This is a genomic window from Halalkaliarchaeum desulfuricum, from assembly GCF_002952775.1.
Classification (GTDB): Archaea; Halobacteriota; Halobacteria; order Halobacteriales; family Haloferacaceae; genus Halalkaliarchaeum; species Halalkaliarchaeum desulfuricum.
In genome coordinates, this window is record NZ_CP025066.1 from 3,144,294 (window position 1) to 3,157,403 (window position 13,110).

Here is a 13,110-nt window from a genome sequence, read left to right on the forward strand (position 1 = left end):
CGGGGACCGAACGACGTCCCGGGTGGAGGGGCGCTTCGTGTTCGTTTCGGGGTCGTTTACGCGGGCTCGACGCGCCAGGTCGTCGCGCCGGTGTAGGACCACTTCTCGATCTGGAGGTCCGTGGCCGAGTCGCTGAGTTTCACCATCAGGGCGCCGATCTCCTTCGGGGAGAGGTCGACGTCGTCGGCGATGAACTTGCTCTTGAAGTAGAGTTCGCCGTCTTCGGCGCGCTTTCGGAGATACGATCGGAGACGTTCCTCTTTCGAGCCTTCGGTGGAGTCCGTCTCCGACGTCGCGTCGGTGGAGGGAGTTGCAGTCGCGCTCATTGTGACACCTCACCCGTCCATTGTGCCGAGGGGATGTTATAAAGGCAGGAACGTTAGGGGTGATTCAGCCGCTTTCAGGACAGTGTTGCCGGTGAAACGTGTCTGACGAACGTTTTACGAACGTTTTAGATATCCTTAGAAGTTTTAAAACGCACTCTGAATCTTCAAATTGCGGAGAGAAACCGCACCATTCGGTCGGCGAGTGAACAGCGTTTTCGGCGTCGAAACCCGCTTTCGATCGACGAGAACTTCGCTTTCGATCGACGAGAACCCCGTCGTCGGAGATACTCACTCGCGCTCGTGGAGCCAGAACTCCTCGCTTTCGGTTGATTCCTTCTTGAATATCGGCACTTCCTCTTTCAGCAGGTCGATCCCGTCTTCGACCGCCCGGAACGCCTGCTTGCGGTGGCCCGCGAGGACGACGACGAAGACGATGTCCTCGCCGGCCTCGATGACGCCCGAGCGGTGGTGCATCAACACCTCGAACACCTCCTCTCGGGATTCCAGCCGCGCTCTGATTTCGTTCATCCGCTCTTCTGCGACGCCGTCGTACCGCTCGAAGACCAGCCGTTCGGTCCGATCGTCGTCGGGAGCGTCCTTCACCCGCACGCGGCCGGTGAACGTCGCGATCGCACCCGACCGCTCCGCCATCGGCGACGCTTTCGCCTCCCGGACCAGTTCCTCCAGGGTGACGTACGGCTCGAAACTGTCGATTTCGGCGGCGAGTGCGTCGAGGTCCAACTCCTCCGGCGTTGCGGCCGTCTCGACGACCTCGCCTGCGATTTCGTCCACGGCGGGGGCCTGGCTCCCGTCCACGTCGAGTCGTTCGTCACCGCCGGTCAACCGAACCGTTGGCACCCGCAATCGGGTGAAGCCGGCCGCGAGCACGTAGTCGTGGGTCGGCGCGAGCGTCTCGAGGAGATCGGTGAACGTACCGTCGGTTCCGCTGACTCTCCAGGCGCCATCTTCGCCCAGTTCGACCGTCGTCGCTACGTCCGGCTCCGACTCGGCGGCTCCGGTGGCGATTCCGCCGTCCGCGACGCCCGCGTCTCCTCCGGTTGTCGTCTCGCGTTCGGCTGGCAGTACCGTGGCGACCCGGCCGTCGAGCCGCGCTGCGAGCGATCGCACGACGGCGCCGGCGCCGGGGCCGACGACGCTGAGTGGTTGCATACCTAGTTCCCGGGGTCGCGTGGATAAATGGCTTTCCGCCGGACTTCCGCTCGGCCGACGTCGGTCTCGGCGGTCACACTGCTGCGGTTTCGACAATCACACTGCCGCGGTCTCGACACCCCGAAGTTTGGCTTCGGCCCGGACCCACACCACAATCGTGGCCGGAAGCAGCAGGATCGCCGCGAGATAGGCGTACAGCACCCCCAGCGCGATCAGGATTCCGAACTCCGCGATCAGTGGGATCAACGCGACGTACAGCACCCCGATTCCGGTGACGGTCGTGAGCATACTGCCGGTCAGGGCACCGCCGGTGCCCCGAACGGTCACCAGCAGGGCTTCGTACACGTCGACGGTGGGATCGCCGTCGAACTCGTCGACGAACCGGTGCATGAAGTGGACGGTGTAGTCGACCCCGAGCCCGATCGAAACCGCGAGGATCGGCGCGTTGATCGGCGTCAAGGAGATATCGAACAGCCGCATCGATCCCGCAAGCAGCGCGACGGTCACGACGACCGGAACCAGATTGATGATCCCGTAGATCGCCCGCCCCTCCAGCAGCCGATAGCTGATCGCGAGAAACACCGCTGTCAGCCCGAACGCGACGAACAGGCTCACGATCGCCGACTCGGTGATCCGGTCGATCACCGCCTGATTCACCACGATTTGACCGGTCGGCGTCGCCTCCAGCGTCTGGAACCGATCCGCGACCAGCCGCGCGTCGCGGGTGGCGTCAGTTGCGTCGGCGTCCGCGGTGAGCTGGAACTGAATTCGGGTTGCGCTGCGGTCGTCGGTGAGGTAGCTCCGCGCCTGGTCGCCGCGCGGGGAATCGAGCAGCGACTCGAACACACGATCGGCGTCGCGGTCGGGAACTCCGTTGCCGGTGGTGTCGGTCTGACGGACGAGCGCGCCGAACTCGGGGTTCTCCGCGGCGTGTTGGTGCGTCACCGAGAGCACGCTGCTCGCGTCCGCCTCCCGCCGGTCGCCGGCGAACGCCGGCGGGGGGTCCCGCGTCGCGCGGTCGATCTCCCGGAAGGTCGCGTCAGAACGCACTTCCGGCCCTTCGATGTACAGCGTCACACTCCCGATGAATCCCTGATCGAAGTCGTTTTCGAGGGTCGAGATCACCTCCAGGAACGAGTACGTCCCCGGTTTGAACGGTTCTGGGAGCCGCTCGTACTGTTCGATCCGCTCCTCGTTCGGGAAGAACACCTCCTGGGAGAACTCCGTGTCGACGCCCGTTCCGTATGCCCCGGCCGCGCCCCCGCCCACGAGTGCGACGATGAGAACGCCGGCGGCGCCCACCCTGGCGAGTGAAACCCCCGCCGGCAGGATCACACCCAGGAGCGATCCCTCCCTCCCGAGCGGTTTCGTTCCGAACTGGGGGAACCCCCGTCCCTCTCGGAGTCGGTCGAAGCCGACCTTCGCCGCCGGAAGGAACACCCCGAAAATGAGGAACGTGAAGGTGATGCCGGCGGCCGCGACCAGCCCGAAGTCCTGCAGGCTACCCAGTGGGCTCGTCAGGTTGGCCGCGAAGCTGAACACGGTGGTGATTGTGACGATGAGAAACGCCGCTGTCAGCTGTCGAGTCGTAAGCGTCATCGCGGCGTCGATCCCTGCACCGTCCTGTCGTTCCTCGCGGTACCGGTTGATAATATGGATGCCGAAGTCGATCCCAACCGCGAGCAACAGCGGGAAGATCGTCACCATCGTGTCGCCGAACGGGATCCCGGCGTATCCCATGAATCCGAACGTCCACACGAGTGTCATCACGAGCGCGGCGACGCCGACGCCGAGATCGACGGGGTCCCGGTACGCGAGCACGAGGAAGAAGACGATCAACAGTATCGCCGCCGGGAAGACCACGATCGCGGTGTCGTTGAGCAGTTGCAGGATCTCGTCTTCGAGCAGCGCGTCCGCGAAGACGACGACGTTGTCGTTTACCGTGTAGCCGTCGACGGTCTCGAGCACGTCGATCGTTCGATACTGCAGCGCCGCCCGGTCCGACTGTCCGGCGCCGGCGGGCAGGTCGTAGCTCACCTGGAGCTGCGCCGTCGACGCCGATCCTGCCGACGGGTTCAGATCGGTGCTGACCCCACCGAGTGCTCCCTGCTCCTCCGCCTGTTGGATCGCTTCGCGCAACTGTCTGGGGGATGCCCGTTCGATCGCCCGTTGCTGGGCCTCGACGGTCGTGGCCCCCGGATCCAGCTCGCGTGCGATGGTCGACGCTGGACTCGAGGTTCCCGTGATCCGGAGCCTGTCCCGATCTTCGAGGCGCTGTTGCGCCTCGAGCATCCGCAACAGCGACTGTTCGGACAACACGTTCCGGTCGTCCCTGACGAAGACCGTGGCGCCGGCCCCGCCGCCCTCGCGGCCCCGAGTGGCGAACGCCTCCTCCATCTCCTCGAACGCCTCGAACTCCTCGATGTCCTCGGTGAACTGGTCGGCGCCCGCCTGCTGTTCGGCGTCGGTGCCGATCCCCACGGCGAATCCGGCTGTAAGCAGCAGGAAGACGGCGACGACCGTCCAGGGCCGCTCCGTGACCAGCCGGTTCACCGTCCGCGTTACGGGGTCTTTCTCGTCGGGCTCAGCCATCGCTTCCCGTCCCCCTCACGGTCTGCCGCCGGCCGATCGTCGCCGCCAGAGGATCACTGCCGCCCCGACGACGATCAGGGCGCCGACGCCGACGAGGGCGAGTTCGATCGGCAGTCCGTCGTCGTCATCGGCGGCAGGCTGGACCTCCACAGCCTGTTTGTACGTGTTCGAGAGTACGGTGTCGCCCCGCTCGGTGTCGTACTGGAAGTCGAGTTCGACGGGATAGGTTTTGGGCATCGTCCCGTCGTCAGCCGACAGCTGGAACTGGAGTGTCGCGGTCTCGCCGGGCCCGAGTTCGGTCACGAACGCTTCGTCGCTCGTCGAGTCGAACGGGCTCTCGGCGTACAGTCTGGCGTCGATGTTCGAGAGCGTTTCCGGACGGTCGTTGGTGATCTCGATCTCGAGGGTAGTCGAGCCGCCCGCTTCGACGGATGCGTCGGGGGCCGAAAGCGAGAACTCCGGTCGACGTTCGTCGACGACTACGCGACGGGTGATCGGCTCGGACTGGACGGTCCGGCCGGTCGCGCCGCGGAACTCGACGGTGAAGCTCACCTGTCGGGGACCCGCGTCGGCTTGCCCGCTGACGTCGGTCGGGAACTCGAAGGCGGTCGACTCGCCCGGTTCGAGCCGGGGGAGCGCGTAGCGGCGCTCCTCGACGAACAGCGAGTCGGAGGCCGGCTCGATGGTGAGGACGCCGTCCTCGATCGGGTTGTCGCCGTGGTTTTCGAGCGTCCCCGTGATCGTCCCGTCGTATCCCACCGAGAGGGTGTCCTCGAGGTCGACGACGTCGAACCGGGTTTCCGCGACGTCGACGCGCCGGGTGACGGGGTCGGCCTGGAGCGAACTCCGGTGGTCGTCCTCGTAGCCGACGGTGACGGAGAGTTGTCTGGGGCCGGGATCCGCGTCGGCGGCCACGCCGGCCCGGACCCGGAATGTTCGGGCCTCGCCTGCTTCGAGGTCACCGATCGACACGCGCGGTTCGTCGATCTGGACCGCGGGCGAATCCGAGTCGACGGTGACGACGACGCCGGAGGCGTTTCGTGGGCCGTCGTTGACGACGGTGCCGGTGATCGTTCCACCGTACCCGGTCGACAGCGTCCCATCGAGATCGCGGATGTCGAAGGACTGTTCGGCGATGGGGACGAGACTGCCGTTCCGTGCGCGAGCTTCCCGATCGCGGCCGTCGCCGTCGCGGTACTGGACGCTCGCCGAGACGGGCTTGGGGGCGGCGGTGGCGTCGGCCGGCAGCGACGCGTCGACGGCGACGGTGGCGGATTCGTCGGGTTCGAGGTCGCCGAGGAAGGCTTCGGCAGCGCCGCCGTCGAAGACGAGCCCGCCGGCTCCGGTCAGGGTGGCGCGCGCTTCGCGAGCGGTCTCCGAGCCGACGTTTCGGATCTCGACGGCGGCTTCGCCGCCGCTTCCGGGCTGGACGTCGCCGCTCACCGAGACGATCTCGAACTGCGAGTCTGGAAGGACTCGAACGGTCACGGTGTGGGTTTCCCTCGCGGTGCGATCGAACGGGATGTCCGATCCCGTCTGTGTCTGCTGGGTGTAGGAGTACCGGACCCGGAGGTCGATTTCGTACTCGCCGGGCTCGAGGTCCTCGGGAACTGTAATCCTGACGGGGGCGGAAACGGCCATGCCGTCCTGTATCGTCCCGACGGGGGTGGTTCCGGTCCGCACCTCGAAGGGACCGCCGTCCCGCACCTCGACGGTGGTACTTCGGGCGGTCAGGACGGCGTCACGCTGTGTTCCGGTCGCCAGGTCGCCGTCGTTTTGCAGTTGCAGTTCGAGTGTCGCGTCCTCGCCGGGCGTGACTTCGTTTTCGGGGAGATACACGTCGATGTCGGGTTCTCCCCTGGTGAATCCGGTACCCGCAACCGGGATCGCGAGCAGGGCGAGAACCATCGCGACGGCGAACCCGACGGCGAGCCACGTTCGGGAGCTCACGGTCGGGTGTCCCCCGAGTGAGACGCTCGAGAACGATACTGGAGGGCGGTGGGGAACGGCGGTTCGGAACTCATATATCGCAGTGTTAGTATGATGCTACTAACAATGTCGTTGCGTAAATATGTGCCGCCTTTCCCCGGTGGCGTTCGATGACATCCCCGGATCGAGGGAGCGACGACGCGGCGAGTTCGGCGCTCGTCCGGCTCGGGCTCACGCGGACGGAGGCGAGGGTTCTCCTCGGAATCGGCCGGCTCGGGTCCGCGACCGCTCGAGAGATCGCCGACGCGACTGACGTCCCGCGGTCGCAGGTGTACGGCACCACCGAAGATCTCGAGGAGCTCGGCCTACTGTACGTCCAGCACGCCCAGCCCAAGGAGTATCACGCCGTCGCTCCCGGAGAGGTGGAGTCGATCCTGCGCTCGCGGTTCGAACGGGACCTCGAGACGGTCGTCGATCGACTCGAGGAACTCGAGCGATTACAGTCCCCCGATGCCGAGACGCGCGAGGAGATCTGGACGGTTCGCGGCCGCGAGGCGATCGACGGCCGCGTCGCCCAGCTCGTCGGCGGGGCCGAAACTCGGATCGTCCTCGGCGCCCGCGCCGAGCGGTTCGTCCCCGACCGTCACGTACAGCTGCTGGCCGAACGTGCCGCTGACGGGGTCGAAGTCGTCGTGATAAGCAGCGATCGAGCGACACTCGAGTTGTTTGCAGATGTCGAGGAAGTCACCGCGATCGAGCCGCCGGAGAGTATGTCCGAGGACGAACACGTCGCCCGTCTGCTCGTCGTCGACGACGCGAGCGTGCTCCACAGCGTTCTGGTGCCCGAGCCCGTCGATGGCGAAGAGGAGACGGCGTTCTGGAGCGGCGATTCGGGGTTCGCACGGATGCTCGTCTCGCTGGTGGAACACTCGCTTTCAGAGGCACTCGAAGAGTGAAACGACGGCACGGCTTCTGCGGCACGGCTTCTGCGGCACGATCTCGAAAATGACACTGACCGATGGTTGACAATCCTTAAGAGCGGAACAGGGCTATCCAGTGGCAATGAGAGTCGTTCTTTCTATCGGCGGCAGCGTGCTCGCGCCGGATCTGGATCCGGACCGCGTGGCCGCGTACGCCTCCGTGATCGAGACGCTCGTCGACGAGGGATGTGACGTCGGCGTCGTCGCCGGCGGCGGCAAGGTCGCCCGGGAGTACATCGGCGCAGGGCGGGAACTGGGCGCGAACGAAGTACAGCTCGACCAGCTCGGGATCGGGGCGACGCGACTCAACGCCAGACTGTTGATCGCGGCGCTGGGACAGGCTGCGAACCTGTCGCCGGCCGAAGAGTACGACGCCGCCGGCGAGGCGCTCCGTCGCGGGGACGTCGCCGTGATGGGCGGGGTCGCCCCCGGCCAGAGCACGGACGCGGTCGCCGCCGCGTTCGCCGAGTCAGTCGACGCCGACCTGCTCGTGTACGCCACCAGCGCCAACGGGGTGTACGACGCGGATCCGAACCGTGACGACTCCGCGACCCAGTATGCGGAGCTCTCGCCGGAAGAACTCGTGGAGATCATCGTGCCGATGAGCCGGGGTGCTGGCGCGTCGGCGCCCGTGGACCTGCTCGCCGCGAAGCTCATCCAGCGCGGCGGGATCCGCACCGTGGTGCTCGACGGCACCGAACCCGATCGGGTCGGCGACGCGGTGTTGCGCGGCGAGCACACCGGAACAGACGTCGTTCCCGAGGAGAGCGATCGACCGACCTACTGGACACAGGTCGAGTGATTCCATGACCGCTGACGACTCCGATTCCCCCACCGACGGTGACCCCGGAACAGAGCGCCGAGCGTTCTGGGCGGAGGCAGTCGCCGACGAGATCGAGGCCACCGATCCCGACGAGCCGATCGTGATCAAAGGGGGCGTCTCGCCGTCGGGGGTGGCCCACCTCGGGAACTTCAACGAGATCATCCGCGGCTACTTCGTGGCGGCCGTGCTCCGGGACCGCGGCCACGAGGTCCGACAGGTGTTCACCTCAGACGACCGGGATCCCCTGCGGAAGCTCCCCCGGACGCTGGCGGATCGGGACGGCAACCTCGTCGGGTTGGGCGACGTCGACGCCGGCGCGCTCGGCCGCAACCTCGGCAAGCCGTACACCGCGATCCCGGACCCCTTCGGCGAGGCGGAGTCGTACGCCGCCCACTTTGCCGCACTTTTACAGGCCGACGCCGAACGGCTGGACATCCCTGTCGAGATGCTCTCGAACACCGACCTGTACGAGGAGGGCGCCTTCGACGACGTTATCGGGCGGATCCTCTCGGACCTCGACCTCGCCCGGGAGGTTCTGGGGAAGTATCAGGCCAGGATCGACGATTCGTACGTTCCGTTCAACCCGATCTGTGCGGAGTGCGGGAAGATCACCGAGACGGTGACCGCAGTCGACGTCGACGCCGGCTCCGTCGAGTACCGCTGTACCGACCTGGAGGTCGGCGACTCCACGATCGAGGGGTGCGGCCACGAGGGGACCGCCACGTTCCGTGAGGGGAAGCTGCCCTGGCGCTTCGAGTGGCCCGCCCAGTGGGAGGTGCTCGACGTGGACTTCGAGCCGTTCGGCAAGGACCACGCCGAGGGCTCCTGGCCCAGCGGCGAGGACATCGCGCGCAACGTCCTCGGGATCGAGCCGCCGGTTCCGATGACCTACGAGTGGTTCACGCTCGACGGGGAGGCACTCTCTTCGTCGGCGGGAAACGTCGTCACGGTGTCGGAGCTTTTGGAACTGCTGGAGCCGGCGGTGATCCGGTACTTCTTCGCGCTGGATCCGTCGAAGGCCCGCAACCTCGATCTCTCGCGGCTCGACCAGCTGGTCGACGACTTCGATCGGTTCGAGCGGGCGTACTTCGGCGAGGTCGACGACGAGGAGCTCACCCGGACGGCAAAGCGGGCGTACCCGTACGTTCTCGGTCCGGATACCGAACCGGATCCCGACCGCATCCGTCTCCCGTACACGTTCGCGGCGGTACTCGGGATGGTCGAGGACCGACAGTTCCGCGAGCGACTCGCCCGCGAGGAGGGACACCTCGAGCCCGACACGCCCGACTGGGCGGTCGCGGAGGCGCTCGATCGGGTCGAGAAGGCCCGGGCGTGGGCCGAGCGCATGGACAACGAGTACAACTACCGGCTCCAGGCTGACCTCCCCGACATCGAGTTCGACGAAGCAACCGAGACGGCACTCGAAGAACTCGCATCGTTCGTCGAGGCCGGCCACGACGGGGAGGAGATCCAGGGGGAGATGTACGAGATCGCCAGGCAAAACGACCTCGAGGTCGGCGAGTTCTTCGAGGCGGGCTATCGGCTGTTCTTCGACGAGACGCAGGGGCCCCGCCTGGGCGAGTTCCTGGGTGAACTCGAGCGCGACTTCGTCGTCGCGCGCCTCCGTCGGGAGGAGTGATCGCCGTGTCCGAAGAGTACTCGCTCGACGACTTCGTTCCGACCGACGACGAGGACGGACAAACTGAACCGTCCGCCGGCGACAATCCGGACGAGTCGGTCGACGACACAGATCCCGCCGTCGCTACGTCGCGCTGGTCGAGTGATGGCGAGACGTGTCCCGACTGTGACTCGACTGTGTTCCGGCTATGGCGTCACGAGAATACGTTCGTCTGTGCCGACTGCAAGGAGTGGTGACCGATCAGACGTCGGGAGCGTCGTCTTCGACGGCGCGTTTCATCGACTCTCGGCGGGACTTCGCGTCCCGGCCGGTGACCTCCTCGAGGAAGTCGTTCTTCAGCGAGACGGCCTCGGCGGCGGCATCCGCCTTCCCCTCGGCGATGACGTCCTCGGCCGGACGTTCCTCGAAGTGAACGGCGAGCTTGTCCTTCTTGCCGCTGTATTTCGCCGCTCCGGCGAGGATCCGTTCGAAGACTGGGTTGTCCGGATCCTCGACGACGTACAGTTCGTGGCCGCCCATCTCGTCGGTGCCGGCCACCTCGCCGAAGTACTCTTCGATTTTTCCTTTCATGTCCGGCACCCGCTCGTCCAGATGCTCCCCGCGGCGCATCTTGTACTCCTTCATGGGCGTCCGTTTGAAAGGGTGACGTTTACCTGTTTCGTCACCGCTCTCGTGCGCGTTCCCGCTCTGCGATGTATCCCCGCCGACACTCCGGACAGATGTCGCCGGTCCGCAGTGACGACCCCTCGGCCGGGGCTGTGTGGCCACACTCCGGACAGAAGAACTCCGTCTCGAACGGCGTCCCCTTGCTCGCGTCGACGGCGTCGGCGGCCCGAGTGAACTCCGTGTCTTCGGCTGCGTCCGTCTCCGCCGCGCCGGAAGCGTCCTCGCTGTCGGCGTCGTCGTCCACGTCGGAGGTATCGGTGCCGTCCTCGTCGGGAGCGTCAGTCGGATCCGGCCACCGCCCTCCGGAACCCGACACGTCCCTGGAGCTTTCGATGAACTCGACCCCTTCGTCGTCTTCCGGCGACTGTCCGTCTTTCGCCTCGGGCGTGAGCCCGCTCCCGAAGGAGACGCCTTCCGGCGTTCCGCCGCCGGGCTCGGCGTCGTACCCCTCGTCTTCACCGCGCTGGTCCGGCCACGGTTCGGCGCGTTCGCCTTCGGTGAGCTCGTCGCCGGCTGTGCTTTCATCGCCGGCCGCGCTTTCGTCGCCCTCGGACATCGGATCCTCGTCCCCCTGGTGTGTGTCGCTCGCGTCCGGCCAGCTGCCCGGAGTCCGGTCCGGATCTGCCGGTCCGTCCTCGAGGATGATCCCGTCGTCCTCTTCGGTGTCCTGCGGGACGTCGTCGTCTTCGAAATCGGTTCCCTCGTCGGCGCTGCTCACTCCGGACGCATCCACTACGTCCTCCTCGTCCGGGCCGGCTCCGGGCCCCTCGTCGATGTCTTCGTCCCCGACTTCCGGTTCGGCGGCGTCAACCGCCTCAGAAGGCGGCTCGGGGGTCGACTCCGACGGCTCGGAGGGCGACTCCGACGGCTCGGGGGTCGACTCCGACGGTTCGCCCTCGTGTTCGATCTCCCGGGCCGTTTCCGCGAGCTGTTCGACTGACGTGACCTCCTTGTTTTCGCTGACGATCTGGGTTTCCCCACATCGGCGGCACGTCTTTACCTCCCGTACTGTGATGACGACTTCCCCGCCCGAGGTCTCCCGGTCGCGCTCGAGTTCGGGCTCGGTGAAGTCGTGTCCGAGCAGACACCTGAGTCCCATTGGCTGGAAGAGCGGCTTCCTCTACCAAAAGCGCCACGCTCGCTGTCTGACGGACGGCTGACGCTGTGGACACGTGCGACCGTTCGAACCTATCTGCCGGTAGACGTAAACGGTCCCCCGCCGTTCGTACGCGTATGCAGGCGAAGCCGGAGTACCGCGATCGCCCCGACACGGAGGTCGCGGTGCTCGACGCGCTCGTCGATCGAGCCGAGGAGGGGATGACGGTGCTCGAACTCCGGACGGCCGTCGACGCGGGAATCGACGAACTCGAGGAGGCGCTCGCGGCGCTGAAGGACGAGGGCCTCATCCACGTAGACCACACCGACGAGGCGGTCAGGATCACGCCCGCCGATCGCGTGGTGCCGGAGACGGGGAACGACTCCGGCGGGCGCCACGGGTTCCTCGAAGAGATCCGCGAGCGTCTCGGGCTCTAACTGTCGAGGGGCATACCGCCAAGGATCAGGCACCGCGATCGGAGTTCCACACGATCCGGTACACTTCCGTGCCGACTTCGCGCCGGTCTTCGGTGTGGTGGTCGAACTGGTGTTCCAGTTCGAACTCCGCTTTGAATGCATGTGTGATCGTACCGCCGTTGTCCGACGCGAACGCCTCCAGGAACTCCTGACTCCCCTCGTTGTGAATGGAGTAGGAGACGTCCGCGAGCCCGGCGGCGGTCGCGAGGAAGCGACGATCCGCGTGGCGCTGTCCGTCCTGGGCGCCGAACGGCGGGTTCATGACGACCGTCGTGGGGCCCTCTGACCGGATCGGCGGGCGGCCGGCGTCCCCCCGGACCCAGTGGACGGGAGCGGTCGACCCAACCCGGCGCTCGTTTCGCTGCGCGATCGACAGCGCCGGGGCGTCGATCTCGATTCCGACCACGCGCGCCGGTGAGCGGAGGGCAGCTCCCAGTGCGAGCATTCCGGTCCCGGTCCCGAGATCCAGGACTGTCTGCCCTTCGATGTCGCCCTGTAGGTCCGCGACGTGGATCACGTGCGCCGCGAGCTCCGGTGGGGTTGGATACTGCTCCAGGCTCGCGTCCGGATCCTCGAACCCCGCGACGACCGCGAGCTGGGTCGCCAGGTTTCGCTTGGACGACACGTCAGGCGGAGACGGCGACGCTTTCGGGGGCACTCACCGACAGCGCGATCCCTTCGCGGCGTGCCCGCTCTTCGATCGCGGACAGCGCGGGGGCGACCCGATCCGGGTTCGAGACGTCGTCGATCTCGACGGTCACGCGCCCGGCACCCAGGAACGAGGCGGCCCGCAGGTGACGACGGAGTCGATCGGCCTCGCGGTGGATCGCTATCGATCCCGGCTGGTCGAACGTCGTCTCGATTACGAGGTGGGCCGGCTGGCGGCCGTTCGCGAGTAGGTGCGTCTTCAGTTCCTGCAGATACGGTTTCGCGGTCGACTCCAACTGTTCTGCGTCGATCTCGACGGGGGTCGCGTCCGTCGGTCGACACCCTACCGAATCGGCGTCGGCTGCCGTCTCGGCTGTACGGTCGCTCGGTTCTCCGGAGAGTGTCCCGTCCGTCCCGGCGGATTCGATCGTGCTCATACCGGTCAATAGCTTCTGGTTATACTAAAGGTTTTGTTTATGTTAGATAGTAATATCACGGTGCTCTCCAGAGCGGGGCTGAACGAAGGCCTGTTTTCCATCGAACGTGCGTTCGGATGCCGTCATGGATTTCTTCCCCTTGATTTCCAGTTCCGTTATCAAATTATAAAACATCTCCCACAACTATGTCCCCGGGGGTTGTACGTAATCACGGGGGAAAGTCACACGCTCCATCCCCCTCCCCTTTCTGACGGTGAGTCTCGATCGGTTCCGACGAAGGTATCGAGCAGTCCGGCCGACGAACCGTTACTGACCCCCCGGGCGTCGA

Annotated in this window: 13 protein-coding genes; 5 read left to right on the top strand and 8 right to left on the bottom strand. The window is 66.2% G+C overall.

Features of this window, described 5'->3' with window-relative positions:
* Positions 1-56 precede the first annotated feature (56 nt).
* The 4 genes from AArcSl_RS15640 to AArcSl_RS15655 form a co-directional block, all read right to left on the bottom strand.
* Complete coding sequence (locus AArcSl_RS15640; protein ID WP_119821261.1) at positions 57-326, bottom strand: DUF7123 family protein; 270 nt, start codon at positions 324-326, stop codon at positions 57-59.
* A 288-nt stretch (positions 327-614) separates the two neighbouring features.
* A complete protein-coding gene (locus AArcSl_RS15645) occupies positions 615-1,496 on the bottom strand; it encodes a molybdopterin synthase (protein WP_119821263.1) in 882 nt (293 codons plus the stop codon).
* 96 nt (positions 1,497-1,592) lie between these two features.
* On the bottom strand, positions 1,593-4,088 hold the full coding sequence (locus tag AArcSl_RS15650) for an efflux RND transporter permease subunit (protein WP_119821265.1): 2,496 nt from the start codon (positions 4,086-4,088) through the stop codon (positions 1,593-1,595).
* Positions 4,089-4,103: 15 nt separating this feature from the next.
* Positions 4,104-6,038 (bottom strand): COG1361 S-layer family protein, encoded by a 1,935-nt coding sequence (locus AArcSl_RS15655; RefSeq protein ID WP_119821267.1) that lies wholly within the window; start codon positions 6,036-6,038, stop codon positions 4,104-4,106.
* Positions 6,039-6,187: 149 nt separating this feature from the next.
* On the opposite strand from AArcSl_RS15655, the gene AArcSl_RS15660 reads away from it, so the two are divergent.
* The 4 genes from AArcSl_RS15660 to AArcSl_RS15675 all read left to right on the top strand — a co-directional run bounded on the left by AArcSl_RS15660 (position 6,188) and on the right by AArcSl_RS15675 (position 9,695).
* Entirely contained in the window at positions 6,188-6,973 is a 786-nt protein-coding gene (locus AArcSl_RS15660) for a TrmB family transcriptional regulator (protein WP_119821269.1), read from the top strand.
* 106 nt (positions 6,974-7,079) lie between these two features.
* Positions 7,080-7,799, top strand: coding sequence for a UMP kinase (gene pyrH / locus AArcSl_RS15665; RefSeq protein WP_119821271.1), 720 nt, complete (start codon positions 7,080-7,082; stop codon positions 7,797-7,799).
* Between the two features lie 4 nt (positions 7,800-7,803).
* Positions 7,804-9,459: a lysine--tRNA ligase gene (gene lysS, locus AArcSl_RS15670; RefSeq protein WP_119821273.1), complete on the top strand. Its 1,656-nt coding sequence runs from the start codon at positions 7,804-7,806 to the stop codon at positions 9,457-9,459.
* 5 nt (positions 9,460-9,464) lie between these two features.
* Positions 9,465-9,695 carry a DUF7573 domain-containing protein gene (locus AArcSl_RS15675; RefSeq protein ID WP_119822043.1) on the top strand — a complete coding sequence of 77 codons (231 nt, stop codon included), beginning with the start codon at positions 9,465-9,467 and terminating at the stop codon, positions 9,693-9,695.
* 4 nt (positions 9,696-9,699) lie between these two features.
* Here AArcSl_RS15675 and AArcSl_RS15680 read toward each other — a convergent pair whose 3' ends face one another.
* Together AArcSl_RS15680 and AArcSl_RS15685 are read right to left on the bottom strand one after the other, a co-directional pair.
* The gene (locus tag AArcSl_RS15680; RefSeq protein ID WP_119821275.1) at positions 9,700-10,083 is read right to left on the bottom strand and encodes a DUF5611 family protein; all 384 of its coding nucleotides are present in this window, start codon (positions 10,081-10,083) and stop codon (positions 9,700-9,702) included.
* Between the two features lie 37 nt (positions 10,084-10,120).
* Entirely contained in the window at positions 10,121-11,224 is a 1,104-nt protein-coding gene (locus AArcSl_RS15685; RefSeq protein ID WP_119821278.1) for a DUF7093 family protein, read from the bottom strand.
* Between the two features lie 134 nt (positions 11,225-11,358).
* On the opposite strand from AArcSl_RS15685, the gene AArcSl_RS15690 reads away from it, so the two are divergent.
* Positions 11,359-11,658: a DUF6432 family protein gene (locus tag AArcSl_RS15690; protein ID WP_119821280.1), complete on the top strand. Its 300-nt coding sequence runs from the start codon at positions 11,359-11,361 to the stop codon at positions 11,656-11,658.
* Positions 11,659-11,683: 25 nt separating this feature from the next.
* Here the strand turns inward: AArcSl_RS15690 and AArcSl_RS15695 are convergent, their stop codons facing one another.
* Positions 11,684-12,322, bottom strand: coding sequence for an METTL5 family protein (locus tag AArcSl_RS15695; RefSeq protein WP_119821282.1), 639 nt, complete (start codon positions 12,320-12,322; stop codon positions 11,684-11,686).
* Between the two features lies 1 nt (position 12,323).
* Positions 12,324-12,782, bottom strand: a complete 459-nt coding sequence (locus AArcSl_RS15700) for a hypothetical protein (RefSeq protein ID WP_119821284.1) — start codon at positions 12,780-12,782, stop codon at positions 12,324-12,326.
* Positions 12,783-13,110 lie beyond the last annotated feature (328 nt).

Bases quoted from the DNA above. Each gene is read 5' to 3' on its own strand.
- AArcSl_RS15640 (WP_119821261.1), bottom strand. From the start codon at position 326: ATGAGCGCGACTGCAACTCCCTCCACCGACGCGACGTCGGAGACGGAC.
- AArcSl_RS15645 (WP_119821263.1), bottom strand. From the start codon at position 1,496: ATGCAACCACTCAGCGTCGTCGGCCCCGGCGCCGGCGCCGTCGTGCGA.
- AArcSl_RS15650 (WP_119821265.1), bottom strand. From the start codon at position 4,088: ATGGCTGAGCCCGACGAGAAAGACCCCGTAACGCGGACGGTGAACCGG.
- AArcSl_RS15660 (WP_119821269.1), top strand. From the start codon at position 6,188: ATGACATCCCCGGATCGAGGGAGCGACGACGCGGCGAGTTCGGCGCTC.
- pyrH (WP_119821271.1), top strand. From the start codon at position 7,080: ATGAGAGTCGTTCTTTCTATCGGCGGCAGCGTGCTCGCGCCGGATCTG.
- lysS (WP_119821273.1), top strand. From the start codon at position 7,804: ATGACCGCTGACGACTCCGATTCCCCCACCGACGGTGACCCCGGAACA.
- AArcSl_RS15680 (WP_119821275.1), bottom strand. From the start codon at position 10,083: ATGAAGGAGTACAAGATGCGCCGCGGGGAGCATCTGGACGAGCGGGTG.
- AArcSl_RS15685 (WP_119821278.1), bottom strand. From the start codon at position 11,224: ATGGGACTCAGGTGTCTGCTCGGACACGACTTCACCGAGCCCGAACTC.
- AArcSl_RS15690 (WP_119821280.1), top strand. From the start codon at position 11,359: ATGCAGGCGAAGCCGGAGTACCGCGATCGCCCCGACACGGAGGTCGCG.
- AArcSl_RS15700 (WP_119821284.1), bottom strand. From the start codon at position 12,782: ATGAGCACGATCGAATCCGCCGGGACGGACGGGACACTCTCCGGAGAA.